General features: G+C 68.5%; 21 protein-coding genes and 1 pseudogene. 13 read left to right on the top strand and 9 right to left on the bottom strand.

The genetic code is table 11. The features are described from left to right. Positions 1 to 8 precede the first annotated feature (8 nt). Positions 9 to 1,088 (top strand): inositol-3-phosphate synthase, encoded by a 1,080-nt coding sequence (locus tag Aple_RS38265; RefSeq protein WP_155349648.1) that lies wholly within the window; start codon positions 9 to 11, stop codon positions 1,086 to 1,088. Positions 1,089 to 1,167: 79 nt separating this feature from the next. On the opposite strand, the gene idi is transcribed toward Aple_RS38265, so the two are convergent. Then, entirely contained in the window at positions 1,168 to 1,752 is a 585-nt protein-coding gene (gene idi, locus Aple_RS38260) for an isopentenyl-diphosphate Delta-isomerase (RefSeq protein ID WP_246265035.1), read from the bottom strand. Between the two features lie 92 nt (positions 1,753 to 1,844). Here idi and Aple_RS38255 point away from each other — a divergent pair, with 92 nt between their 5' ends. Then, positions 1,845 to 3,125 carry an MFS transporter gene (locus tag Aple_RS38255; RefSeq protein WP_155349646.1) on the top strand — a complete coding sequence of 427 codons (1,281 nt, stop codon included), beginning with the start codon at positions 1,845 to 1,847 and terminating at the stop codon, positions 3,123 to 3,125. Here the strand turns inward: Aple_RS38255 and Aple_RS38250 are convergent. Further along, positions 3,112 to 4,350 carry an adenosylmethionine--8-amino-7-oxononanoate transaminase gene (locus tag Aple_RS38250; RefSeq protein WP_155349645.1) on the bottom strand — a complete coding sequence of 413 codons (1,239 nt, stop codon included), beginning with the start codon at positions 4,348 to 4,350 and terminating at the stop codon, positions 3,112 to 3,114. The genes Aple_RS38255 and Aple_RS38250 overlap by 14 nt on opposite strands. Next, positions 4,343 to 5,761 (bottom strand): CCA tRNA nucleotidyltransferase, encoded by a 1,419-nt coding sequence (locus Aple_RS38245; protein ID WP_155349644.1) that lies wholly within the window; start codon positions 5,759 to 5,761, stop codon positions 4,343 to 4,345. The genes Aple_RS38250 and Aple_RS38245 overlap by 8 nt, the downstream gene beginning before the upstream one ends. Positions 5,762 to 5,875: 114 nt before the next feature. Here Aple_RS38245 and Aple_RS38240 point away from each other — a divergent pair, with 114 nt between their 5' ends. The 8 genes from Aple_RS38240 (at position 5,876) to trxA (ending at position 15,693) form a co-directional block, all read left to right on the top strand. Then, positions 5,876 to 6,379, top strand: a complete 504-nt coding sequence (locus Aple_RS38240; RefSeq protein WP_155349643.1) for an aminoacyl-tRNA deacylase — start codon at positions 5,876 to 5,878, stop codon at positions 6,377 to 6,379. A 37-nt stretch (positions 6,380 to 6,416) separates the two neighbouring features. Beyond that, a complete protein-coding gene (locus Aple_RS38235) occupies positions 6,417 to 8,492 on the top strand; it encodes a DUF6049 family protein (RefSeq protein WP_155349642.1) in 2,076 nt (691 codons plus the stop codon). A gap of 689 nt (positions 8,493 to 9,181) precedes the next feature. Next, positions 9,182 to 10,795 (top strand): murein biosynthesis integral membrane protein MurJ, encoded by a 1,614-nt coding sequence (gene murJ / locus Aple_RS38230; RefSeq protein ID WP_155349641.1) that lies wholly within the window; start codon positions 9,182 to 9,184, stop codon positions 10,793 to 10,795. Between the two features lie 103 nt (positions 10,796 to 10,898). Next, positions 10,899 to 12,416 (top strand): protein kinase family protein, encoded by a 1,518-nt coding sequence (locus tag Aple_RS38225; RefSeq protein ID WP_155349640.1) that lies wholly within the window; start codon positions 10,899 to 10,901, stop codon positions 12,414 to 12,416. Positions 12,417 to 12,760: 344 nt separating this feature from the next. Then, positions 12,761 to 13,369 carry an RNA polymerase sigma factor SigM gene (sigM, locus tag Aple_RS38220; RefSeq protein WP_170321883.1) on the top strand — a complete coding sequence of 203 codons (609 nt, stop codon included), beginning with the start codon at positions 12,761 to 12,763 and terminating at the stop codon, positions 13,367 to 13,369. Next, complete coding sequence (locus tag Aple_RS38215; protein ID WP_155349638.1) at positions 13,359 to 14,177, top strand: anti-sigma factor family protein; 819 nt, start codon at positions 13,359 to 13,361, stop codon at positions 14,175 to 14,177. Before sigM ends, Aple_RS38215 begins: the two co-directional genes overlap by 11 nt. Positions 14,178 to 14,405: 228 nt before the next feature. Continuing rightward, a complete protein-coding gene (trxB, locus tag Aple_RS38210) occupies positions 14,406 to 15,338 on the top strand; it encodes a thioredoxin-disulfide reductase (protein ID WP_155349637.1) in 933 nt (310 codons plus the stop codon). A gap of 31 nt (positions 15,339 to 15,369) precedes the next feature. Further along, the gene (trxA, locus tag Aple_RS38205; protein ID WP_155349636.1) at positions 15,370 to 15,693 is read left to right on the top strand and encodes a thioredoxin; all 324 of its coding nucleotides are present in this window, start codon (positions 15,370 to 15,372) and stop codon (positions 15,691 to 15,693) included. Between the two features lie 92 nt (positions 15,694 to 15,785). Here trxA and Aple_RS38200 read toward each other — a convergent pair whose 3' ends face one another. Then, positions 15,786 to 16,334, bottom strand: a complete 549-nt coding sequence (locus tag Aple_RS38200; RefSeq protein ID WP_246265034.1) for a GNAT family N-acetyltransferase — start codon at positions 16,332 to 16,334, stop codon at positions 15,786 to 15,788. A gap of 797 nt (positions 16,335 to 17,131) precedes the next feature. On the opposite strand from Aple_RS38200, the gene Aple_RS38195 reads away from it, so the two are divergent. The 3 genes from Aple_RS38195 to Aple_RS38185 are packed head-to-tail and all read left to right on the top strand — an operon-like array spanning position 17,132 to position 20,423. After that, positions 17,132 to 18,364 (top strand): aminotransferase-like domain-containing protein, encoded by a 1,233-nt coding sequence (locus Aple_RS38195; RefSeq protein WP_155349661.1) that lies wholly within the window; start codon positions 17,132 to 17,134, stop codon positions 18,362 to 18,364. Positions 18,365 to 18,423: 59 nt separating this feature from the next. Continuing rightward, positions 18,424 to 19,374 carry a D-alanine--D-alanine ligase family protein gene (locus tag Aple_RS38190; protein ID WP_155349634.1) on the top strand — a complete coding sequence of 317 codons (951 nt, stop codon included), beginning with the start codon at positions 18,424 to 18,426 and terminating at the stop codon, positions 19,372 to 19,374. A 23-nt stretch (positions 19,375 to 19,397) separates the two neighbouring features. Then, positions 19,398 to 20,423: a threonine aldolase family protein gene (locus tag Aple_RS38185; RefSeq protein WP_246265033.1), complete on the top strand. Its 1,026-nt coding sequence runs from the start codon at positions 19,398 to 19,400 to the stop codon at positions 20,421 to 20,423. 1,407 nt (positions 20,424 to 21,830) lie between these two features. On the opposite strand, the pseudogene Aple_RS56665 reads toward Aple_RS38185, so the two are convergent. The 5 genes and pseudogenes from Aple_RS56665 to rsmG form a co-directional block, all read right to left on the bottom strand. Beyond that, positions 21,831 to 21,939, bottom strand: a pseudogene (locus Aple_RS56665) (transposase); the annotation flags it as partial. 12 nt (positions 21,940 to 21,951) lie between these two features. Continuing rightward, positions 21,952 to 22,437 carry a hypothetical protein gene (locus Aple_RS38180; RefSeq protein ID WP_155349633.1) on the bottom strand — a complete coding sequence of 162 codons (486 nt, stop codon included), beginning with the start codon at positions 22,435 to 22,437 and terminating at the stop codon, positions 21,952 to 21,954. Positions 22,438 to 22,764: 327 nt separating this feature from the next. Continuing rightward, positions 22,765 to 23,805 (bottom strand): ParB/RepB/Spo0J family partition protein, encoded by a 1,041-nt coding sequence (locus Aple_RS38175; protein ID WP_155349632.1) that lies wholly within the window; start codon positions 23,803 to 23,805, stop codon positions 22,765 to 22,767. A 165-nt stretch (positions 23,806 to 23,970) separates the two neighbouring features. Continuing rightward, positions 23,971 to 24,747: a ParA family protein gene (locus Aple_RS38170; protein WP_155349631.1), complete on the bottom strand. Its 777-nt coding sequence runs from the start codon at positions 24,745 to 24,747 to the stop codon at positions 23,971 to 23,973. Between the two features lie 371 nt (positions 24,748 to 25,118). Continuing rightward, positions 25,119 to 25,856 carry a 16S rRNA (guanine(527)-N(7))-methyltransferase RsmG gene (gene rsmG, locus Aple_RS38165; protein ID WP_155349659.1) on the bottom strand — a complete coding sequence of 246 codons (738 nt, stop codon included), beginning with the start codon at positions 25,854 to 25,856 and terminating at the stop codon, positions 25,119 to 25,121. Positions 25,857 to 25,954 lie beyond the last annotated feature (98 nt).

The raw sequence follows: 25,954 nt of genomic DNA, 5'->3' as shown, positions 1-25,954 counted from the left end.
CGAGAGCGATGGGTTCGGTGCGTGTGGCCATCGTTGGTGTGGGGAACTGCGCCGCGTCGCTGGTGCAGGGAGTTCACTACTACCGGGACGCCGATCCGGCGACCCGGGTGCCGGGCCTGATGCACGTGCGGTTCGGCGACTACCACGTCGGCGACGTGGAGTTCGTGGCGGCCTTCGACGTGGACGCCAAGAAGGTCGGGCGGGACCTGTCCGAGGCCATCGTGGCGTCGGAGAACAACACCATCAAGATCTGTGACGTGCCGCCGGTGGGGGTGACCGTGCAGCGCGGTCACACCTTCGACGGGCTCGGCGAGTACTACCGCGAGATCATCGAGGAGTCCGACGAGCGCCCGGTGGACGTGGTCCAGGTGCTCAAGGACGCCCGGGTGGACGTGCTGGTGTCCTACCTGCCGGTGGGGTCCGAGGAGGCCGACCGGTTCTACGCGCAGTGCGCGATCGACGCGAAGGTGGCGTTCGTCAACGCACTGCCGGTGTTCATCGCCTCCGACCCGGTCTGGGCGCAGAAGTTCACCGACGCGGGCGTGCCGATCGTCGGCGACGACATCAAGTCCCAGGTGGGCGCGACGATCACGCACCGGGTGATGGCCAAGCTGTTCGAGGACCGCGGGGTGGAGCTGCTGCGCACGTACCAGCTCAACTTCGGCGGCAACATGGACTTCATGAACATGCTGGAGCGCAAGCGCCTCCAGTCCAAGAAGATCTCCAAGACCCAGTCGGTGACCTCGCAGATCCCGCACGAGATGCGCCGCGCCGACGTGCACATCGGCCCGTCCGACCACGTGCCGTGGCTGGACGACCGCAAGTGGGCGTACGTGCGACTGGAAGGCCGTTCCTTCGGCGACACTCCGCTGAACCTGGAGTACAAGCTGGAGGTGTGGGACTCACCCAACTCGGCGGGTGTGATCATCGACGCGCTCCGGGCCGCCAAGATCGCCCTAGACCGGGGCATCGGCGGGCCGATCCTCTCCGCGTCCTCGTACTTCATGAAGTCGCCGCCGGAGCAGTACTCCGACGACGAGGCCAGGGACTACGTGGAGAAGTTCATCCGCGGCGAGGTCGAACGCTAAGCGCTTTCCCCCTCAGCGCGGCTCGTGAAGTCGCGTGAGATATATGGAACGCCCCGGGCATCGCGCCCGGGGCGTTCCTTCATAGCTGGGCTGCTCGGGGCAGTCTGGTGGGATCGGCGATAGGCCAGCGGAGCGGGTCGGGGCCGAGCGCGGCCAGCAGGGGCACCTGCTCGGCCGCCCACGGGGAGATCTCCAGCTCGCCGCTGAGGACCTGATCGGCGAACTCCTTCCAGGGCACCCACTCCACCGAACCCACCTCCTCCGGGTTCGGCTCGGCGCGTCCGGCCGCGAGCACCCGGTAGACCGGGCAGAGCTCGTGTTCGACCGTGCCGTTGTCCATGATCGCCCGGTAGGAGAAGGTCGGGAGCAGCAGGTCCACCGATTCCACGGTGATCCCCAGCTCGAAGGAGAGGCGGCGGAGGACGGCGGCCGGCAGCGGTTCCCCGGGCAGAGGATGGCCGCAGCAGGAGTTGGTCAGCACCCCAGGCCAGGTGATCTTATGCGCGGCCCTCCTGGTGAGCAGCACGTTGCCCTCACCATCGAAGACGTAGCTGGAGAACGCCAGGTGCAGCGGGGTGTGAGCGCCGTGAACCGTGGACTTGGGGGCGGTGCCGATCGGGTTTCCCTCGCCGTCGACCAGCACGACATGTTCGTCTGGGGTCACGCGATCGAGCGTACGAGACCCTGAGCCGTGGGAGGACCTGTATCCGGGATGACCCTGATGTCCCATTCTGCTTGCGGCACTAGGCTTGCCGGGTGTCCTATCTCTCGGATCTGCGCGTCGTGCTCCAAGGCCGGGACTTCCGGCGGCTGTTCGGCACCCGCCTCGTCTCGCAGTTCTCGGACGGGATCTTCCAGTTCGCCGTGGCGGGATACGCGTTCTTCAGTCCCGAGAAGCAGACCTCGGTGGCGGATGTGGCGGCGGCGTTCGCGGTGCTGCTGCTGCCGTACTCGATCATCGGGCCGTTCGCGGGCGTGTTCATCGACCGCTGGTCGCGGCGGCAGATCCTGGTGATCGGGCCGCTGGTGCGCGGGGTGTTCCTGTTCGGGGCCGCGGCGGCGGTGGCCGCGCACGCGCCCGACTGGGTGTTCTACGCGGCCTCCTTCGGGGTGCTCGGGGTCAACCGGTTCTTCCTGGCGGCGCTGGGGGCCTCGCTGCCGCACGTGGTGCCCGCCGACCGGCTGATGATGGCCAACGCGGTCACGCCGACGTCGGGCACGGTGGCCACGTTCGTGGGCGCGGGCGCGGGCTTCCTGCTCCGGCTCGCCTTCGGCGCGGGGTATGGCGGCACCGCCGGCATCCTGGTGATCTCCGGAGTGATGTTCGGGTCCAGCGCGCTGATCGCCGCCACCATGGCCAGGGACCTGCTCGGCCCCGCGTACGACCCGGGTCGGCCGCAGACGAAGGAAGCGCTGCGGAACGTGGTCACCGGGCTGCGCGACGGCGCCAGGCACGTCCTGCACCGGCGCGGGCCCTCCTCGGCGCTCGGCAGCATGGCGGCGCACCGGCTGCTCTACGGCATGTCCATGGGCCTGGTGCTGCTGCTCTTCCGCTACTACTTCACCGACAACGCGGAGGCCGGGTTAGCGCAGATCACCGGCGTGGTGGCCACCTCCGGGGTCGGATATTTCGCGGCGGCGCTGATCACGCCGTGGGCCACCCAGCGGTTCCGGATCGAGACGTGGATCCCGATGATGCTGGTGGCCGCGGGCGCGCTGGAGTTCGTGCTGTGCGTGCCGTTCTGGGAGCCGGGCTTCCTGGTGGCCGGGTTCGTGCTGGGGATCACCGGCCAGAGCATCAAGATCTGCACCGACACCGTGGTGCAGCGCGACATCGAGGACGCCTACCTGGGCCGGATCTTCTCGATCTACGACTTCCTGTTCAACGGCATGTTCGTGGTCGGGGTCTCGATCGCCGCGCTGCTGCTGCCGCCGAACGGGCGCTCGGTCGGGGTGCTCGCCCTGATCTGCGTGCTGTACGGCGTGTCCGCGCTCGCCTACCGCGCCGTCGCGCGCCAGCCGGTCACGGCGACGTGAGCGTATGGGCGGCGGCCACCATGGCATCAGTGATCATGGTGAGGTCGCCCGGCTCGCACGCGTAGGGCGGCATCGTGTAGATCAGCCGCCCGAACGGCCGCAACCAGACCCCGTGCTCCATGACGATGTCCTGAATTTTCTGGATATCCACGGGTTCGTGGGCTTCGATCACACCGATCGCGCCGAGCACCCGCACGTCCTTCGCGTACGGCACCGCCGGCGCGAGGCCCTCCATCAGGGCGGCCTCGATGCCCTTCACCTCCGCCCGCCAGGGACGTTCGGCCAGCAGGTCCAGGGACGCGCCCGCGACGGCGGTGGCCAGCGGGTTGCCCATGTAGGTCGGGCCGTGCATGAGCAGTCCGATGCGGTCGGCCACCTCGGCGGTGCACAGGGTCGCCGCCAGCGAGAGATATCCGCCGGTCAGCGCCTTGCCCACGCACATGATGTCCGGCCGGATCCCGGCGTGGTCGCAGCCGAACAGCTCCCCGGTCCGCCCGAACCCGGTCGCGATCTCATCGGCGATCAGCAACAGCCCATGCGCATCAGCCATTTCCCGAAATTTCCGGAGATAGGTGGGGTGGTAGAAGCGCATGCCCCCGGCACCCTGAACCACGGGCTCCAGGATGATCGCGGCCAGCTCGTGCGCGTGCCGTTCGAGGAGATCGGCCACCTCGCTGAGGTAACCCTCATCCGGAGCCGCCTCGTAACCCAGCGGGGGCGGCGGCGCGAACACGTGCTGCGCCAGCGCCCCGGTGAACAGGTGATGCATGCCGTTCACCGGATCGCACACCGACATGCACTCGAAGGTGTCCCCGTGATAGCCGCCCCGGACCGTGAACAGCCGGGTCCGGCCGGTCGCCTGGATCGCCATCTTGATCGCGACCTCGACCGCCACCGAGCCGGAGTCGGCCAGGAACACCCGATCAAGCCCGGTCATCTCGGTGAGCCTGACCGCCAGCCGTACTGCGGGCTCATGGGTCAGCCCACCGAACATGACATGCGCCATGTCGTCCAGCTGGGTCCTGATCGCCTGATCCAGCCGGGGGTGGCGGTACCCATGGATCGCCGCCCACCAGGACGACATGCCGTCCACGAGTTCCCGGCCGTCGGCGAGCGTGAGCCGTACCCCGTTCGCCCGGGCGACGGCGTGCACGGGAACGGCGGGCGGGAACGCGGTGTAGGGATGCCAGACGTGCTCCCGATCCAGCTTCAGGAGATCATCCATTGGCGGCCGCCCAGGCCAGGAGCCGCTCCTTGGCGGCCTCCTTGCCGATCATGCCCTCATCCATGCGGATGTCCATCATGAACTTGTACGCCCGCCCCACCATCGGCCCCGGCGGGATGCCGAGGATCTCCTGGATCTCGTTCCCGTCCAGCTCCGGACGGATCTTGGCGATCTCCTCCTCCTCGGCCAGCCGGGCGATGCGCTCCTCGAGCTCGTCGTAGGTGCGCGACAGCGCCGCCGCCTTGCGCTTGTTGCGGGTCGTGCAGTCGGCCCGGGTGAGCTTGTGCAGCCGGTCGAGCAGGTGGTCGGCGTCGCGCACATACCGCCGGACCGCGCTGTCGGTCCACTCGCCCTCGCCGTAGCCGTGGAAGCGCAGGTGCAGCTCGACCAGGCGGGCCACGTCGTTGATCACTTCCTTGGGGAACTTCAGCTCGCTCAGGCGTCGTTTGGTCAGCTGCGCGCCGACCACCTCGTGGTGGTGGAAGGAGACCCGGCCACCCGGTTCGTTCTTGCGGGTCTTGGGCTTGCCGACGTCGTGCAGGAGCGCCGCCCAGCGCAGCACCCGGTCGGGACCCGCGGCCTCCTGGGCGATCGCCTGCTCCAGCACGATCAGGGTGTGCTCGTAGACGTCCTTGTGCCGGTGGTGCTCGTCGATCTCCAGACGGAGTTTGGGCAACTCGGGCAGGACATGTGCCGCAAGACCGGTTTCCACCAGCAGGGTGAGCCCGGCGCGCGGGTTCGCGCCGCAGATCAGCTTGTCCAGCTCGGTCTGGATACGCTCGGCCGAGACGATCTCGATCCGCTCCGCCATGTCGCGCATCGCGTCGATCGCGGCCTCGTCGACCGTGAAACCCAGCTGCGAGGCGAACCTGGCCGCACGCAACATGCGCAGCGGGTCGTCGCCGAAGGACTGCTCGGGAGTCCCCGGGGTGCGCAGCACGCGGTCGGCCAGGTCTCGCAGGCCACCGTGGGGGTCGACGAACTCGTGGCCCGGCAGCCGGACCGCCATCGCGTTCACCGCGAAGTCCCGGCGGGCCAGATCGGCTTCGAGCGTGTCGCCGTACCGCACCTCGGGTTTGCGGGATTTCGGGTCGTACGCCTCGCTGCGATAGGTGGTGATCTCCAGCTGCCAGTCGCCCTTGCGCGCGCCGACGGTGCCGAACTCGATGCCGATCGTCCAGAACGCGTCGGCCCAGTCCCTGACGATCTCCAGCACCTGCTCGGGGCGGGCGTCAGTGGTCAGGTCGAGGTCGTGCCCTGCGCGGCCGAGCAGCACGTCACGAACCGGACCGCCGACCAGGGCGAGCTCGTGGCCACGCTTGGCGAACACCTCGCCGAGGTCGTCGGCGACGGGCTCGACCCGGCGGAACAAGTCGCTCACAGCGCTCTCTACACGATTTGAAGGGGACAAGCTGGGTAGTCCTTCGATTACGGAACAGGTGCTTCTGGGCTAGTACACCTATGGCGATCACCAGGTTACGGTCAGTCGCAGATCTGTCGGGGGCACGATGAAGGAGCGCAGACAATGCAGGACGCCCTCGCGATCCACCGCCGCCTCCTCGCCCATCAGATCCACCATGAGATCGTACGGCTTCCCCGTGTCCTGACTTGCTTCGACGACCTGCCAGAGGTATTGGGAGTCCCCGCGCGTACCTGTGTCGGGGTCAGCGTCTTCGAGACCACCGTCCGCGGGGTGCGGGAACCGGTGGCCGTGATCGGGTCCGTCGCCACGCCGCCCAAACCCGCGGCGGTAGGCGCGCTACTGGGCGCGCAGCGGGTCAAACCGGCCTCGGCCTTCCTGGTCAACGCGGCCACCGACTACGCCGCCGGTCTGGTCGGGCCGCTGCTGCTGCCGGAACGGCTCACCGTGCTCATCGACCAGCGCCTGATCGACGGCACCGACCCCGACGAGTTCGTCTACACCGCGACCGGCGAACGCAGCACGGTAGTGCGCTTACGAGCAATCCATCTGTTCGCCCTCGTGGACGCCAAGCCCGTGGATCTCACCGGTCACGGTCGCACCGGCTGACAACGGGTGTGTACGTCTGGCCTATAGCATTCAGGGCGTGCGTCGCCTGGTTTCCCTTCTGACCGCCGCCTGGCTCGTCGCGCCAGGTCTGGCATACCCGGCGAGCGCGCGCGCCTCCGCCGCAGCCGCGGACGGGGTGGTGCTCACGGAGATCACCCCGGAGTCGCCGGACCCCGCCGCCCCGATCACGATCTCCGGCGTGGTCAGCGGCACGCCGCAGGCCCCCGTCTACGTCCGGGTCCGCTACGGCTCCGGCACCCCGCTCCGGTCCCGCGCCGACATGGACGCCCACGCCACCGGCCAGGCCGACTTCACCAACAGCTACAAGACCAGCATCCAGGGCGCCCAGCTGGACGCCACCGGCAAGTTCCCGTTCACCCTCGACCTCGCCCCCGGCCAGCTGCGACTGACCCAGCCGGGGGTGTACGCGCTGACGATCGAGGTCGCGCACGGCCTCACCGAGCCGCCGGTGGCCGCCGCGCGCACCTTCCTGACCTACATCCCCGCAGGCACCCAGCTCAGCAAGACCAGGGTCGCGGTCGCCCTGCCGATGATCGGCCGCCAGCATCAGGCCGACGACGGCGTCTTCATGGACGAGGACCTGCTCGGCGACGGCCGCCTGGCGAACGTGCTCAAACTCGCCGAGACGGTGGACAGCAACGTCACCTGGTTCGTCGACCCTGCCCTGCTGGACGACGCCCAGCGGCTGTCCCAGGCGCACAGGGACGGCAACAGCGGGGACCGGGCGAACCGGACGGCCGACCCCAACGCGGGCGCGTGGCTGAACGGGGTCCGCACCGCCCTGGCCGACAACCCGGTGATCGCCACGCCGTACGGGGATCCGGATGTGGCCGCCCTGGTGCACAACGGGCTGGACAACGCGACCGGGCAGGCCGTGGCGCAGGGCTCCGCAGTGGCCAGCCAGCTGCTCAAACGGCAGATCCCGGCCACCACCGTGTGGCCGACGGGCGGCCTGATCGATCGGGACGGCCTCGACGAGCTCGCCGTCAACGGAACCCGTTCCGTGCTGCTGACCGGCTCCGCGCTACCGCCCGTCAACCCGCTCGACGCCGCCACCGCCGTCCCCGCGGCGGCGCTGGACACGGTCAAAGGCCAGGTCACCGCGCAGCTGGCCGATCCCGTCCTGGGCCAGCTGCTGAGCACCGACACCAAGGCACCTGGAGCGGCGCTGGCCGCACGTCAGCGCTTCCTGGCCGAGACCGCCATGCTCAGCCTCTCCCAGCCGAACCGCGCGGCCAGCGTGATCGTCGCGCCCACCGCCCGGATGTGGAACCCCGACCCGGCCTTCGTCGCCGACCTGCTCAAGCCCCTGCCGTGGACCCGCCCGATCACACTCGACTCCGTGAAGCCCGGCCGGACCCCACGCGGCGATCTGGTCTACCCGCCGCAGGCGCGCCAGGCCGAGCTGTCCAAGGCGTACATGACGACCGTCCGCAAACTGGCCAGAAAGGTGGAAACCGCCACCAAGGTGCCCACCAGCGGCGCCCCGGTCTTCGAGACGGCGCTACTACGACTGGCCTCAGCCTCCTGGCGCGGCCAGCGCGCCGAGAAAGACGCGGCCGCGTTCATCACCAAGGTCGAGCAAGCCGTGGACGCGCGCATCGCCCTGGTATCGGTCGCCCGCCCCGACGACCCCCGCTCCATCGCCGGCGAAAACGGCCGAATCCCCGTCACCGTCACCAACGGAATGCGCGAAGACGTCATGATCGCCATCCGCGTAAAATCCGCCCAACCCGCCCTACTCGCCGTAGAGGCCTCCCAAGGCGCCCCCGAAGGCGTCTACGAAAGCGAAACCGTAAAAGTCCCCCAGGGCAAAACCCAGTCCTTCGACGTGCCCGTCACCGTACTCGGCGACGGCGGCCAGGCAACCCTCAACGTCCAACTCCTCACCCCCGACGACCGCGTCTACGGCAAAGCCGCCAAACTCACCGTCTCCGCGACCGGCTACGGCGGAATCGCTTTAGTAATCGTCGGCGCGGCCGTCGTGATCATGATGGCAGCAGTAGTGATGCGCATCCTCCGCCGCCGCTCAAAGAAGCGCCCCCTGTTACCCACCCCAGTCCGCGAACACGGAGAACCCCAAGAGGCGTGACCACAACCACACCTCCAGATCGCCGCACTTTGCCCGCTTTTCCCCTCATCCCCCCGGCCACTCCACGATCTGCATTCCCCAGGCCAGCGTTTTGTTCCAAGGACCGGTGCGAAGTACGGCGGGTCACCCTGCGGGTGGGCAGGGCGGACACGTAGGCCGACGTAAGACCGTGCCAGAGACCACCGCGCCCGCGATGGCCGCTGACCAGCGGCTAACGAGAGGCCCGCTATCACGGTCGGCCGGAGTGTCCGCCCTGCCCACCCGCTACGGACCCCAGCCCTCACACCCCACCTGAATGTTCGCCGTGGAACTCCCACCCACCCAGCCCTTTGATTTCCCTCGGGCTCCGCCCGCCCCCGCCATCGCCGTGGCTATCGGACAACGACAGCCCCGGCACCGTGGCTCATCCAGCCCTCTGATTTCCCTCGAACCCCGCCCGCCATCGCCGTGACTGCCGGACGAACGACAGCCCCGGCACCGTGGCTTATCCAGCCCTCTGATTTCCCTCGGACTCCGCCTGCCATCGCCGTGGCTGCCGGACGAAACGACAGCCCCAGCACCGTGGGCTCATCCAGCCCTCTGATTTCCCTCGGACTCCGTCGCGTCGTCACCGTGGTTCGGGTGTAGGCGAGCGAGCATTAGCGGGCGATCCCCAGTAGCCTCGTGGTTCCGCCGTACCAAGGAGTGACATGAGCCGGTTGTTGCGCGCCAGCGCGATCATGGCGGCCGGGACGCTGGTCTCGCGCCTGACCGGCTTTCTGCGGACCGCCATTCTGGCCTCGGCCATCGGTGTGACCATTCTCGGCGACGCGTACAACGTGGCCTACACGATCCCGTTCGTGCTGTTCGACCTGCTCATCGGGGGGGTGCTGAGCAGCGTCATCGTGCCCGCCATCCTGCGCCACCACAAGCAGGACCCGGACGGCGGGAAGGCCTACGAGCAGCGGTTGCTGACCGCCGCCACCCTCGCGCTCACGCTGATCGCCGTCGCGGGCGTGCTGCTGGCCCGGCCATTGGTGCTGCTCTACGCCGACGATCTTGCGCCGGAGGGGATCGACGCGGCGGTCACGCTGGCCCGGCTGATTCTGCCGCAGATCGCCTTCTTCGGCGTGGGCGCGGTGGCCGGGGCAATCCTGAACACCCGGGACCGGTTCGGCGCGCCGATGTGGGCGCCGGTGCTCAACAACCTCGTGGTGATCGGCGTCGGCGTGGCGTACCTGCTGCGGCACGGCACGCACGACGTGGCCAAGGTGACCGACGGCGAGCTGCTGCTGCTCGGCGTGGGTACCACGGCGGGCATTGTGGCGCAGGCGATCGTGCTGGTCATCGCGCTGGGGCGGGCCGGGTTCCGGTTCCGGCCGCGGTTCGACATCTGGCGGGCCGGGCTGGGGGAGCTGAGCCGGCTCGCGGTCTGGACGCTGACCTTCGTGGGGATCAACCAGATCGGCTTCGTGGTGACCACGCGGCTGGCCACCGGGGCGGGCAGCGCGGCCTTCGCGGACGGGATCGCGGGGCGGGGGCTCACCCCGTACTCGTATGCGTTCCAGCTGTTCCAGTTGCCGTACGGGATCATCGCGGTTTCGGTGATCACGGCGATGTTGCCGCGGTTGAGCGTGTACGTCCGGGATGGGGAGTTCGACTCGGCCCGGGGCGAGTTCGCGTCGGCGGTGCGGATGGTCTCCTCGGTGATCGTGCCGGCGGGGCTGCTGCTGATGGTGCTCGGCCCCTCCGTGACCGTACTGATCTTCGGACGAGGAGCGGTCTCCACCGAGCAGGCGATCTACATCGGGCACGTGCTGCAGGTGTTCGGGCTCGCGCTGGTGCCGTTCTCGATTTTCCAGCTGCTGCTGCGGGTGTTCTACAGCTTCGGCGACACCCGTACCCCGGCGCTGATCGCCGGGGTGAACGTGCTGATCAACGCTGGGATCGGGATCACGCTGTATGTCACGCTCCCGCCGGAACTGGTGGTGATGGGCCTGGCCGGGGCGTTCACCGTGACGTACGTCCTGGGCACCGCGCTGACCTGGCTGCTGGCCAGCCGCCGGATCGGCGGGCTCAGCGGCCGGATCGTGGCCGCCGGGCTGCTGCGGATGTATCTGGCGGCCATCCCGGCGGCGCTGGTCGCGCTGCTGGTGCTGTGGGGGAGCGTACGGCTGGCGGACATCACCGCGCTCAGCTCGGCCGCGGTGCTGGCGGTCGGCGGCGGCCTCGGCGGCCTGGTCTACCTGCTGGTCGCGCACCGGCTCCGGATCACCGAGGTGAGTTCCATCATTGGAATGGTCACGAGACGGGTAGGACGCTAAACGGTTTGTCGCGCGTGCCCAGCGGGCGTGGCGCGGCCCCGGCGCGGCACTAGCATGGTCTGCTAGAGGTAAAACCGGTGAGCGGAGGCAAAAGCGTGGGCGGATGCACGTCGCGTCGCCGGCCTGGTGCGGGGGCGGCCCGGTGAGCATGTCCGCCGTAGAACCCGGCACCCGTCTCGCCGATCGATTCCGGCTCGAAGACCGGGTGAGCGAATCCGGTGGGGCCACCCTGTGGAAGGCCATCGACGAGATTCTGGCCCGGCCGGTCGCGGTGCACACCTTCAGCCCCGAGTTCCCGCGGGAGTCCGAGGTGGTCCTGGCCGCGCGCGCCGCGAGCCGGTTGACCGACCCCCGGCTCACCCAGGTGTTCGACGCCGCCGACGAGGACGGCACCGCGTATGTGGTGAGCGAGTGGGTGCACGGCGAGTCCCTGCTCGACCTGCTCGCCGCCGGGCCGATGGAGCCCGAGCGCGGCGCGGTCCTGGTCGCCGAGGCCGCCGAAGCCCTCGCCCACGCGCACGAAGCGGGCATGTGCCACCTCAACCTGACGCCCGGGCGGCTGATGTGGACCGAGGGCGGCACGGTCAAACTGCTCGGGGTGGGCGTGGACGCGGCCATCCTGGGCCGCGAGGCCGACTCCCCCGAGGAAGCGGAACACGCCGACGCCGAAGGGCTCGGCCGCTTGCTGTATGCGGCGCTCACCGGCCACTGGCCCGGCGAGGAGGATTGCGGCCTGCCGCCCGCGCCGCTCGACGACGGGAAGATCTGCACGCCCCGCCAGGTGACCGCCGGGGTTCCCGGATATCTGGACACGATCGCCGCGCGCATCCTGGGGGTCAAGCGCGGCCCCACTCCGCTGTCCACCCCCGGCGAGGTGGCCGAGGCGCTGTCGCAGGTCCCCCGTCCCGTGCCCGCGCCCGCCTCGACCGTGCCGCCCTCGGTGGAGCTGCGCGCCGAAGCGGTGGACACGCTCCACGCCCGGCCCGTACCCCCGCCGCCCGCGCCGCCGCGCCGCCCGCCCGGCATGTTCAGCCGGTTCCTGGTCACGCTCGTGGCCCTGCTGGTGATGGCCGTGGTCGGCGTCGGCGCGTGGAGCCTGGGCAAGAGCCTCGGCACCGAATCCGAAGGCCCCGCCAGCGAAGCGCCCACGACACCCGGCGCGGAACCGGCCAAGACCGTCGCCCTCACCCCCGCCGGCGCCATCGGATTCGACCCGCTCGGCGACGGCGAGGAGCGCAACGAGCTGGCCCCCCGGGCAATTGACGGGTCGTACGGGACGGACTGGCACACCGAGAGCTACAACGACGCCAAGTTCGGCGGCCTGAAGAAAGGCGTCGGGCTCCTCATCGACCTTGGGCGCGACGCGAAGCTGACCAAGGTGATGGTGGACTTCGGAGACGTGCCCGGCGGGGCCGCCGAGCTCAAGCTTGGGGGTGAACCCACGCCGGAGGCGCTCACCGTGGCCGCGTCCACCAAGGAGGCGATGGGCAAGGTGACGTTCGACCTGACGGGGAGCGAACCGAGCCGGTACCTGATGGTGTGGTTCACCGCACTGCCGCCGTATCAGAGCAGGTTCCGCGGGATGGTCCTGGATATGGAGATCACGGCAACCGAGGATTAGTTGCGATTTGGCCGATCCTTCGGCTGGCAGGACGGGCGAAGCCCGGAAGGGCGACGACGGGGTCGGGCGGAGCCCGAGGGAAAGCAAGGGGCTGGGCGGGTGGGAGAACCACGGTGACGGCGGGGGCGGGCAGAGCCCCGGGGTAGATCAAGGGTGAGAGATCCCTGGGCAACCTGCGTTCGCTGGTCCGAATCACGGGCGCGACCAAGCCATTTGATCTGGTTTACGCGCCTTGTTGCCGCTGGAGGGAAGTATTGTGGCAGCATCTTGGACCTGAACACCCTGGGATCGGCGACGTGACCCCTCAACCAGAACAGCCGGCGCCGGCCGAGCAGCCTACCGTCGTGGGCACTCGGTCGGCGGTGACGGATGCCGACCTGCTCACCCGCCATATCGGCGGCGACCCGCACGCGTTCGGCGAGATCGTGAAACGGCATCGGGATCGTATGTGGGCGGTCGCGTTGCGTACGCTGGGCGATCCGGATGAGGCGGCGGATGCCGTACAGGATGCGTTCATGTCCGCTTATCGGAAAGCGGATAGTTTCCGGGGTGACGCGGCGGTCACCACCTGGTTGCATCGGATCGTGGTCAATGCCTGTCTGGACCGGATGCGGCGGAAGTCGGTCCGGCCGGTCGCCGACGACGAGTTGATCGAGGCCGCCGAGCGGGACACGCCCGGGCCCGACCAGACCGCCGAGCGCGAGGTGTCCATGGAGGTCACCGCCGCGCTCAAGTTGCTGCCCGCCGACCAGCGAGCGGCCCTGGTGCTGGTGGACATGATGGGATATTCAGTGGAGGACGCGGCGTCCGTACTAGGGGTGCCCGCGGGGACCGTGAAGAGCCGATGTGCGCGAGGTCGTGCGAAACTCGCCCCGATTCTTTCGCATCTACGGAACCGAACAGACCTCACTCGCGTCTCATCCGCGAAGGGAGCAGAACTTCGTGACGGGTGACACGCACTACGACCTGGAAATCCTCGCAGAGCTGGCGGAGGGACTGCTCGACGACGCCACCGCCCATCGGGTCCGGCAGCATCTGGCTGTCTGCGACCCTTGCGGGGAGAGCCTCGCCGACCTGGCCACCGTGCGGGAGATGCTCGCGACGGTCCCGGTTCCGGCGATGCCGCTGGGGGTCGCGATGCGCATCGACCGCGCCCTGGCCGCCGAACCCCACCCGTTCGCAGCTCCCAGCATTTCGGATATTCCGGTTATGCCTGTGCTGACGAGTGCCTCGGTGGCGGCGGACGAGCCTGTGCTGGCGACCGTCACACCGTTGCGGAAGCCGTCCCGTGGCCGGCGCGCCTGGCTGACCTCGCTGGGCGCGGTCGCCGCCGCCGCCGGCGTCTTCGGTGTGACCACCCTGGCCACCAGCTTGTTCTCCTCCCCCAGCGGGACCATCGCCGAGCCGGCCACGAGCGTGTCCACCCCTGAGCGGAGTCCGCATCGGGCACTGGCCTACACGGTTCGGGCAAGCGGCCACAACTACACGTCCCGGGAACTGTCCGGCCCGCTGGTGGGCTACTTCGGCCCCGAACCCGGCACCGGGACCAACAACAACGACGAGCAGCTGGACGCCTGCGTCCAGGCCAAGTCGAACGAACTGGACCGCGCGCCGATCGCCGTCGACCGTGCCCTGTACAACGGCAACGAGGCCACCGTGATGGCGTTCTGGGAAGACCAGAGCCTCGACAAGGTCCGTGTGGTCGTCGTCGACGACACCTGCCACGAACTTCGCCAGGACGGCCTGGCTACCTGGAACTGATGTTCCAACTCGAAGCCCCCGCTCCACGGCGGGGGCTTCGCTATGCGGGGACGCCATGCGCAGCGGTGGCGTCGACGATGGTCGTGTTGGAGCCGACTTCCGTCTGAATGTGCACGGTCGGCGGGGGCGGTGCGGGCGTACTCCGGCGGACGTTCATGCGGGACCGGGAATCGTGGACGCCTAGGATCTGTTGACGCCGGTGGCTACATCAGAGAGAGGCGAGAAGCGTTGAGCGACGTCCGTAACGTGATCATCATCGGGTCGGGGCCCGCCGGTTATACCGCAGCTGTCTACTCCGCCCGCGCCGATCTTCGGCCGCTCGTGTTCGAGGGCTCGGTCACGGCCGGGGGCGCGCTGATGAACACCACCGATGTGGAGAACTTCCCCGGCTTCCCCGACGGGATCATGGGGCCCGACCTCATGGACAACCTGCGCAAGCAGGCCGAACGCTTCGGCGCCGAACTGGTCGCCGACGACGTGGTCGAGGTGGACCTGGCCGCCACTCCCAAGGTGGTCAAGACCCACACTGACACCTTCTACGCCAAGGCCGTCATCCTGGCCACCGGCTCCGGCTACCGCGAGCTGGGCCTGGACAACGAGAAGCGGCTGTCCGGGCACGGGGTGTCCTGGTGTGCCACCTGTGACGGGTTCTTCTTCCGCGACCAGGACATCGTGGTGGTCGGCGGCGGGGACACCGCGATGGAGGAAGCCACCTTCCTGACTCGCTTCGCCCGCTCGGTCACCGTGGTGCACCGCCGCGACGAGCTGCGCGCCAGCAAGATCATGCAGGACCGGGCGTTCGCGAACGAGAAGATCCGTTTCGTCTGGGACAGCGAGGTGGTCGACGTGCTGGGGGACACGAAGGTCAGCGGCGTGCGCCTGCGCAACCTCAAGACCGGCGAGGAAACCGAACTGGCAGCCACCGGCCTGTTCATCGCGATCGGCCACGACCCCCGGGTCGAGCTGGTCAAGGGCCAGATCGACCTGGACGAAGAGGGCTACATCCAGGTCGCCGCGCCGACCACCCACACCAACCTGGACGGCGTTTTCGCCTGCGGCGATGTGGTGGACCACCGCTACCGCCAGGCCATCACCGCCGCCGGCACGGGCTGCGCGGCCTCGCTGGACGCCGAGCGCTGGCTGACCGAACTCGACGACTGATTCACCGATCCATCACGAAGGGGAGACAACAGTGGGCGCCATCAAGAGCGTGACCGACGCGGACTTCGGCACCGAGGTCCTCAAGAGCGACAAGCCCGTCATCGTGGACTTCTGGGCCGAGTGGTGCGGGCCGTGCCGCCAGGTCGCCCCCATCCTGGAGGAGATCGCCGCCGAACACGCCGACAAGCTGACCGTGGTCAAGCTCAACATCGACGAGAACCCGGCCACCCCGCGCGACTACGGCGTGCTCCAGATCCCGACCCTCAACGTCTACAAGGGCGGCGAGGTCGTCAAGCAGATCATCGGCGCCAAGCCGAAGGCGATGCTGCTCCGCGAACTCGACGGAATCATCTAGACCCCGCCGACCGAAAGCCTCCTCACCTTTGAGGAGGCTTTCCGTTTGTACGGGAATAGCCTCCCAATGCCCCTGGAAGCGCCTGAGACGGCTCAGACAGGGCGCAAGGCTCGCTCCGGACTCATAGACCCCAGCAGCCTTTCCAGCGCCACCTCGACGTCCTCACGCCACGACACAGCCGTCTTGAGCTCGAGCCGCAACCGCGGGAACCGCAAATGCGGACGAACCGTCTTAAATCCCACCGAAAGTAGGTAGTCAGCCGGGGTCATACACCCCGGTTGCTCCCACTTCAAATCCCCAAACGCCTCAATCGCCCGTACGCCCCTGCGAGTGAGATCCTTCGCCACTCCCTGCACCAGCATCCGGCCCAGGCCACCACCCGAGAACTCCGGAATGATGTGCGCGGTCATCAGCAAGACCGCGTCCGAACTCACCGGCGACGTCGGAAACGCCACCGACCGCGGCACGTACAGCGGCGGCGCGTAGAGCACGAACCCCGCCGCCACCCCGTCCACGTACGCGATCTTTCCGCAGCTCCCCCACTCCAGCAGCGTGGCCGAAATCCACGCCTCCTTCTCCAGCCCTGGATCCCCCGCCTGCACGGCCCGCTCCCCACTGACCGGATCAAGCTCCCAGAACACACAACGCCGACACCGCCGCGGCAGATCGTCAAGGTTGTCCAAGGTGATACTGGCCAGCCGACGCGACACGTGAAACCCCTATTCCCCACCCAGGAGTCGTGACCCGGAAGCCCGCGAAACCCGCGCGGCCCCAAGCTGGCATAGTACTGCGCTTACGGCCACACCTCCGGCACGGCGGGCTGTGCTTATGGCCGATCCTCCGGATCGGCGGGCTTGGCCGCCTTCAGCCTGCGTCTTCCCTCGTCACTCCGGCCGCTTCGCGACCTGCGTTCCTCAGTCCAGACGCAGTCGCGGCCAAGCCGGGACATATGACTTACGGCGCGGAGGTTGCCCCGAATCCCATCGGCAACATGCACGGGGAATCTCCGCCCCACCCATCACCTTCGGATGTTCGGGGAGCCACGGCGATGACGGGGGCGGGCGGAGCCCGAGGGGAAACAAAGGGATGGGCGGGTGGGAACATTCACGGCAATCAGTGCCAGAGCCACGGCAGCGAGGACTCAAGGAGAGCCCTCGGGCAGGGCACGGCGGGGGAGCTCTGATGTGGGGTTTTAGGTGAGGGGATGGAGCGGAGTCTTGGGCTGAGGTTGAGGGAGAGCTGGGGGAGATCCCCGGCAAGCAAGAACTCAAGGGATGAGACCGGGTGTGTGCGGTTCGTCCGGCTGCCTTAGTCTGGATTTCCGGCTACGAAATGGAGGTGGACCGTGACGTACGAGACGGATCACGGTCGGACGCCCGCGGCGCATGGGTCGCGCATTGACGCTTATGTCGATCGGTATGCCGCACGAGCTACCGGGATGGTCGCCTCCGAGATCCGAGCTCTGTTCGCCGTCGCGTCGAGGCCCGAGGTGGTCTCGCTCGCCGGCGGCATGCCGTACGTCACCGCGCTGCCCCTGGACGTCGTGGGAGAGCTGGTCGCGGACCTGATCGCCAAGCGAGGGCCGGAGGCCCTGCAGTACGGCTCGGGACAGGGAGATCCCGCGCTGCGGGAGCAGATCTGCGAAGTGATGCGGGAAGAAGGCATCGACGCGGGTGCCAACGATGTCGTGGTGACCGTGGGGTCGCAGCAGGCGCTGGATCTCATCACCCGGATCTTCGTGGATCCAGGCGACATCGTGCTGGCCGAAGGGCCCTCGTATGTGGGCGCCCTGGGAACGTTCTCGGCCTACCAGGCCAAGGTCGTGCACATCGCGATGGACGACCAGGGCCTCATCCCCGAGTCCCTCGCCCAGACGATCTACGCGCTCAAGTCCGCGGGCAACCGGATCAAGTTCCTCTACACGATCCCCACCTTCCAGAACCCCGCGGGAGTGACCCTCAACGAGGTGCGCCGGCGGCAGGTGCTGGAGATCTGCCAGCGAGCCGGGATCCTGATCGTCGAAGACAACCCATACGGGTTGCTCGGGTTCGACGGGGAACCGCTGCGAGCCCTCCGAGCGGACGATCCCGACGGGGTCGTCTACCTGGGGTCGTTCTCCAAGACCCTCGCGCCCGGATTCCGCGTCGGCTGGGCGCTCGCCCCGCACGCCGTCCGGGACAAACTCGTGCTGGCCATGGAGTCGGCCGTGCTCTCGCATTCCACCTTCACCCAGCTGGCGGTCGGGCAGTTCCTGGCCACCCAGCCGTGGCGCGAGCAGATCAAGACCTTCCGCGAGCTCTACCGCGAGCGACGTGACACCTTGCTCAGCTCGCTGGATGTGCTCATGCCACCGGGCTGCACGTGGACCCGCCCCGCAGGCGGGTTCTTCGTATGGATGACCCTGCCGGAAGGCCTCGACTCCAAGGCGATGCTGCCGCAGGCGGTGGACAAGCGGGTCGCGTTCGTGCCCGGCACCGGCTTCTTCTCCGACGGCGGCGGCGAGCGCCAGATGCGCCTGTCGTACTGCTATCCGAAGCCGGACCGCATCCGCGAAGGCGTGCGCCGGCTGGCCGGAGTCATCGAGGAAGAACTGCGCACCCGCGAGATGTTCGGCACCGGCCGGGCGCCCGGCCACGCCGGGGTCGACACGCCGGGTCCGGACCTCGCCTGAGATCGGGTACGGCTAGCCTGTTCGGGCTAGCCGTACAGCGATCCTGGAAAGGCCTGGAGATGAGCGATCTCGGACACGTCCTGGTGTTGGCGGGCGGACTGTCGTACGAGCGGGAGGTCTCCATCCGTTCCGGACGCCGGGTCGCCGAGGTGCTGCGCGCGGCGGGGGTGGACGTGGAGACCCGCGACACCGATTCTTCGCTGGTTCCTTCCGTGCTCGCCGATCCCCCGGACGCCGTGTTCGTGACGTTGCACGGCGGCGCGGGGGAGGACGGCGCGATCCGCTCGGTGCTGGAGTTGCTCAACGTGCCGTATGTGGGGGCCGCGCCGGACGCGTGCCGGGTGGCGTTCGACAAGCCGACCGCGAAGGCCGTGGTGCGCTCGTGGGGGTTGAACACTCCTGATTCGGTGGCGCTGCCCAAGGAGACCTTCCACGATCTGGGCGCGTCGGCGGTGCTGGCCCGGATCGTCGCCTCCCTCGGACTGCCGCTCTTCGTGAAGCCGTCCAGGGGCGGCTCCGCCCTGGGCGCGTCGATCGTGCGCTCCGCCGAAGAGCTCCCCGCCGCGATGGTCGGCTGTTTCGCGTACGGCGATACCGCGCTCATCGAGAAGTACGTCGAGGGGGTCGAGGTCGCCGTGTCGGTCGTCGACCTGGGGGAGGGACCGGTGGCGCTGCCGCCGGTGGAAATCGTTCCTGACGCCGGGGTGTACGACTACGCGGCGCGCTACACCGCCGGGCACACCGAGTTCTTCGCGCCGGCCCGGCTCTCCCCCGAGGCCACCGAGGCGTGCCTGGCGACGGCGGTGGCCGCGCACACGGCGCTCGGCCTGCGGGACGTGTCGCGGACCGACTTGATCGTGGACGGCTCCGGGCGGCCGTACTTCCTGGAGGTGAACGTCGCCCCGGGCATGACGGAGACCTCGCTGCTGCCGATGGCGGCCGAGGCGGCCGGGCGGGATCTCGGCGCGCTGTGCCGGGGGCTTCTGGAGATCGCGGCGGGGCGGCCGTAAGCCGGGCTGGCTAGGCTGGCCGGGTGATTCATGGGAAGAGTTTTGGGAGTGACAACCACGCCGGAGTGCATCCGGAGGTGATGGCCGCCATCTCGGCGGCGAACGTGGGAGACGCCGTGGCGTACGGCGCCGATCGGTGGACCCGGGAGATGGAGGGCGCCTTCCGGGCCGCTTTCGGGGAGCAGGCCTCCGCGTATGCGATGTTCAACGGGACGGGCGCCAATGTGGTCGGCCTCGGGCTGATGCTGCGGTCGTTCGACGGGGTCATCTGTCCGGCCAGCGCGCACATCAACGGGCACGAGGCGGGGGCGGCGGAGCGCATCCTGGGGACCAAGCTCCTGGCCGTCGAGACCGATGATGGGAAGCTTCGGCCGGGGGATGTGCTGGGGCAGTTGGGCGCGCTCGGGAACGAGCACCACAGCCAGCCGAAGGTGGTGTCCATTTCCCAGGTGACCGAATGCGGCACGCTTTACACGGCGAATGAGGTGGCCGCGCTCGCGGAGGTCGCGCATGCGCACGGGCTCTATCTGCACATGGACGGCGCACGGTTGGCCAATGCCGCCGCCGAGGCGGGCTGCTCGTTGCGAGCGCTCACCACGGATGCCGGGGTGGACGTGCTGAGCTTCGGCGGCACCAAGAACGGCGCTCTCGGAGCGGAGGCGTTGGTCATCCTGCGCCCGGAACTCGACGCGAGCGCGCTCTTCCTCCGGAAGCAGGGCATGCAACTCGCCTCCAAGATGCGCTTCGTGGCCGTCCAGCTGACCGCCCTACTGACAGACGACCTCTGGCGCCGAAACGCGTCCCACGCCAACACGATGGCCCACCGCCTGGCGGACGGCATCGCCGGCCAGTTCACCCTCCGCTACCCAGTCGAATCAAACGCGGTCTTCCCCATCCTCACCGAGAAGGCCATCGTCGAACTCTCCCAACGCCACCACTTCTCGATCTGGGACCGCCCAGCCGGCGTCATCCGCCTCGTCACCTCATTCGACACAACCCCCAACGACGTCGACGCCCTAATCACCGACCTCCAAGCACTACACGACTAGCCGCCCCACCTAACCACCAGATCCCCGCCGACTGTTTCACGTGAAACACGAACACCCACAGAGCACCCCGGCTACCACCTTCTGAATCCTGGCTGCCGGGGATCTCCCACCCACCCCTTCGTTTCCCCTCGGGCTCCGCCCGCCCGCACGACCACCGCGGCCACCCCAACGAAGCGGCAGCTTGATCCACGTGGCACTCCCACCCACCACCCTTTGTTCTCTTCCGGGCTTCCGCCCGGCCCCGCGATCGCCGTGGTCACCCCAACGAGGCAGCGGCTTGATCCGCATGATTCACCACCCTTCCTCTCCTCCGGGCTTCCGCCCCGGCCCCGCGATCGCCGTGGCTCCTTCCACCCCCGCCCTTCAAGCCTGACGCCCCACGGCTCCCGGGGCGACGGCCAGTCCCGGCCACTCGCCCTCGCCGACGGGTCGCGTACGGGGTGACCGTCTGGACTGATGAAGGCGCGGGCGCTCTCCCCACGACACGCAGGGTGGTCTCCCACCCCACAACCCACGCCTCGTCCGGCAAGTCGAGGACGGGGCCGCGCCCCCTGCGGGCTCCACCCGCTCGCCGCCGCCCGACCGACTGCTCCGGTGGAGCAGGAGTGCTTCGTGTCGTCCAACGGTCGGTCCGCGCGTCCGCGAGCCGTCGTCGGCTCGACATCGCTCGCTGCCACGCCAGACGGGATGCGGCCGCCCTCGCCCACCCCCACCTTGATTCGCGTGACACCCTCGTGGCATCTCATCCCCGGTGGTTTGGTCTGCTGGTCTGCGCAGGCGCCCCATTCGAGGTGGCCCCAATGGCCAGGGCGCTGGAGGGCTTCGGTCACCGCTTTGATCTCGTCCTGGGAGTCGTCCCCGGGGCGATTGCCGACAGCGACGATATCCGCGCCATAGACGGCGAGCCGGGTTGAGATGCCGATGGACTGCGGGAGCGGAGTCACGGAGGGCTGCCCCGCTCTCTAGACGGCCGGCCGAATCGCCCCCGCCTCCGAGAGCCGAGGGACTCACCCGGGCCCGCACGGACGCCGAAGAGGTGATGTCTGTGGTCGTGTTTCACGTGAAACACGACCACAGGGGTCGAGCGTCGCGGGGGGACCTGTTGAGCCGGCACTCGTCGAGTCTGCGATGTTTCACATGAAACAGTCGTCGCCGACACCTGCCGCAGAGCCGGATGCCGCGAAGCTGTACGAGGCGGTCCGCCGCCTATGCCCAGCCACGCAAAGGGCCAAGCCTCGATCCGCAAAGATCCGGCGCTGTTTCACGTGAAACAGTGCGGGATCAGTCGAGTCCGGAGGCCCGCACCAAGAACCGATCCCCCTTTCGCGACACCACAACAGAGCTCCCGGCCTCCGGCCCGGCATGACTGTTCCCCCTGAGTCCGCATGATCCGGAGTGATGTCACCGGCCGGCAGACAACAGCCGATTACGGAATCGGCCGACCATCTCATCCAGCTCGCGCGCCATCAGGCTGACCCCGGGGCTTGCTCAGCTTGGTCACCCCGAGAGTCCCGGCTGACCAATCCGGTCAACTGAACCGGGGATCCACCAGCAACACCACGCGGTCGACCGCGGGATCGAACCCGAGTACCGGGTTCCCGGAGTCGCCTTCGGCGGTCATGGCCACCGGCTTGCCCAGCTGGCGGCCGATCACGCCCAGGAAGCTGCACAGGACGTCCACCCCGGCCTGGCCCTGCAACTCGTGGAGGTTGACGTCGAAGTCGATCTCGTCGGCAGAGTATGGCCGGAAGACCGCCAGTACATCCGCGACCGGCCACACCCGCAGCACAACAGCCTCGGCGTCCACCGGACGCGTCAGCACCTCCGTCGCCGAAGGGAGTGGCCCAACAACGCCGCCCTCGGAGTATTCCCACGCCCAGCCACGCGACTGGATCAGGTCGAACACGGTCTGCCAGTCATCGATCGAGGTGCCAGCCACGCATACGTCTGGGAGAGCACCCATCAAGTCGGGATCGAAGAGGTCTCTGACGTCGTCCCACAGCAGATCCGGCATCCCATCATGCTGTCCGCCAGCCCGCTCGAACGCAGCCCGATTTCCTTGACGAACCCCATAGAGGAACCCCCAGATTCGGATCCGATCAAGGGCCGTCTCAGGTGAGCCATCGCGACACAGCTCGTCACCTCAAGCCCGATCGGCCACATCCAAGGGGTCGAGTCATTCAACGTCGTCGAGCGCGGCAGCCGAGTCCTCTTCTCAGGCAGCGGCTACGCCACGGTCAGGCGAGTCCCCGAACCCGGCACAAAACCAAACCCCCGATCCGGATCGGATCGGGGGCTGTTTCACGTGAAACCATGGTGGTTTCCCGCTGAAGTCCGTGGGCTACTCCTCGAAGGAGCGCATCTGGTTGGCGGTGTCGGGGGCCATCGTGCTGATGATGCGTTCAAGGTCGTCGATTGTGGAGAACTCGACCACGATCCGCCCCTTCCGGCGCCCTAAATCGACTTTGACGCGAGTCTCGAAGTGATCCGAGAGGCGATCGGCTAGGTGGCGGAGGGCGGGGGCGGCGGGCTGCTTGGCGCGGGGTTTCCGGGGGGCGGGGCCGGACTTGACGTCTCCAATCGAGACGATCTCCTCGACGGTTCGGACCGTCATGCCCTCGGCCACGATGCGGTCGGCGAGGCGTACTTGCGCGGCCGGGTCGTCGAGGGGAAGGAGGGCTCGTGCGTGCCCGGCCGTGATCGTCCCGGCCGCCAAGCGCTTCTGCACCTCGGGCGCCAGGTTCAGCAGTCGCAGCGTGTTGGTGATGTGCGACCGGGATCGGCCCACCTTCTTCGCCAGCTGCTCGTGCGTCGCCCCGAAGTCGTCCAGCAGTTGCTGGTAGGCCGCCGCCTCCTCCAGCGAGTTGAGCTGCTCCCGCTGGAGGTTCTCGATGAGCGCCTCGCGCAGCATCTCGTCGTCCTGCGTGCTGCGGACGATGGCGGGGATCTGGTCGAGCCCGGCCAGCTGGGAGGCCCGCCAGCGCCGCTCCCCCATGATGAGCTCGAACGTGCCGGCCTCAGCCGCCCGGACCACGATCGGCTGCAGCAGCCCGACCTCGTTGATCGACGCGGCCAGCTCGTCCAGCCGATCCTCGTCGAACACCTCGCGCGGCTGGCGCGGGTTCGGCACGATCGCGGCGAGCGGGATCTCCTGGAAGTACGCCCCGGCGACCGGCCGCAGGCCGGACAGCTCGGCGAGGTCGGCCGGGGGAGATCCCGCCGAAGAACTTCCCCCGTAACTCCCGGATCCCCCTGAACCACCAGGACCGCCTGGCCCGCCAGGGCCCCCGGGACTTCCCGCGGCGACACCCGGATCGACGATCGGCCCGGTGGGAATCAGGGCACCCAGGCCCTTCCCGAGTCCCCGACGCTGCTGACTCAACGATGCTCCTTACCGACCGAACCGCACGACCCTATGGCTTGGCCGCGCCTGTGTCTGGACGGAGGAACGCAGGGAGCGAAGCAACCAGAGAGACGAGGGAAGGCACAGCCTCCCAGCGGCCAATCCCGCCGTGCCGGAGGCGCGGCCATCAACAAGGCTACCGGTTCACGCGTCGGCAACCGCCGCTCCGCGATAGGCCATCTCCCGAGCCGCCTCCATATAGGCCATGGCTCCACTCGAACCGGGGTCGTATGTCATGACCGACTGCCCATAACTGGGCGCCTCGGACACGCGTACGCTCCGGGGAATGACCGCGTCGAGGACGGTGGCCCCGAAATGGGAGCGCACCTCCTCGGCCACCTGAGAGGCCAGGCGGGTACGGCCGTCGTACATGGTGAGCAGAATCGTGGACACGGTCAGCGTCTGGTTCAGGTGCGCCCGGACGAGTTCGACGTTCTGCAGGAGCTGGGTCAGGCCTTCCAGCGCGTAGTACTCGCACTGGATCGGGATCAGCACCTCCTGGGCCGCCGCCATCGCGTTGACCGTGAGCAGGCCGAGCGACGGCGGGCAGTCGATCAGGATGTAGTCGAAGTTCATCTTCGACTCGAAGGCCGCGAACGCCCGCTTGAGCCGGGTCTCCCGGCCCACCATCGGAACCAGCTCGATCTCCGCGCCGGCCAGGTCCAGGGTCGCCGGCGCGCAGAAAAGACCGGGCATGTCCGGGACCTCGGTCACGATCGATTCAAGCGGCAGATCCTCCACCAGAACCTGGTAAATCGACGGCGCTCCGGCGCGATGCTCGGTCGCCAGGGCGGTCGACGCGTTGCCCTGCGGGTCCAAGTCGACGACCAGCACCCGCTGCCCGTGCATGGACAGCGATGCGGCCAGGTTGACGGCACTCGTCGTCTTACCAACGCCGCCCTTCTGGTTGGCAATCGTCATCACCCGGCATTTGGGCGGGTGCGGCCAGCCTTCCTCACGACGAGCGGAATATCCGACCGGCGTCGCAGCCGCCGCCGTAGGTGCCGCGGTGGGTGCGGTTGTTTCACGTGAAACCACAGAACTCAGTGCCTCTCGAACCAGCGGGGAATCACCTGGGTTAAGCGGGGGCTGGGACACGACGGTCGTCCTTTCGTCCGGCGGTGCATCCGGCAATCCATCGGACAGCACCTCCGACAGCATCTCCGGCAACGCGTCCACCGGTACATCCGGCAGACGGAGAAAGTGGCCAGCCGACCCCCGACAGCTGCCCCGATCGCCCGTCCGCGAACTCATTCGGCCACCCAAGCCCGTTACCGCACCAGGAACGACCGTCACCTCTTTCGTCGGCGCCGTGCACCTCGCTTCGCGACCTCATGCCGACCTCTGAGATCACCGTCTCTCGCGCCCTCATGCCGACGTCCCACATTGGGCTTGGGCCCGGCGATAACCCGGACAAGAGTTGCGGGTGGCTCGACTTTACCGTGCCCGACCGTGACAAGCTCGGCCGTTCGCGCCCCAGAGGCGCGCAATTGGGATGCGGCACCGTGCAATTCCTCGGCCGCGCGCTCCCCCTTCATCGCCAGCAGCATGCCACCCGGTGCGAGCAGCGGCATCGCCCAGGTCAGCAGCCGATCGAGCGGCGCCACCGCCCGCGCGGTGGCCACGTCGAACTCGCGCTCACCGGCGACCTCCTCGGCCCTGGCTCGCAGCACTTCGATGTTGTCCAGCCCCAGCGCGTCGACGCACTCGTGCAGAAAGACCGTGCGGCGCAGCAGGGGTTCGAGCAAGGTCACCTGGATGTCCGGCCGGACGATCGCCAGCACGATGCCGGGCAGTCCGGCGCCGGAGCCGATGTCGACCAGGCGCACATCCTCCGGGACGGCTTCCGCGATCACCGCGCAGTTGAGCAGATGGCGATCCCAGATACGGGGGATCTCCCGGGGTCCGAGCAGTCCTCGAACCACCCCGGGGCCCGCCAGCAGGTCGGCGAATGCCTCGGCCCGCGCCATCGCCGCACCGTGAAAAACCTCGTAGGCCACATCGGGGGCAGGGGGAAGTTGCTCGCTCATCTCTCCGGTCATCTCTCGTAGGGTATCGGCCGGGCGGCAAACCACCGGCCAGGCATGCGGGGAAGGGCATACGCAACGGCACGGCCACCCGCGGCGCG

The organism is Acrocarpospora pleiomorpha (genome assembly GCF_009687885.1).
Classification (GTDB): Bacteria; Actinomycetota; Actinomycetes; order Streptosporangiales; family Streptosporangiaceae; genus Acrocarpospora; species Acrocarpospora pleiomorpha.
Note: the sequence above shows the minus strand (reverse complement) of the source record. Positions and strands in the feature narration are given on the sequence as shown.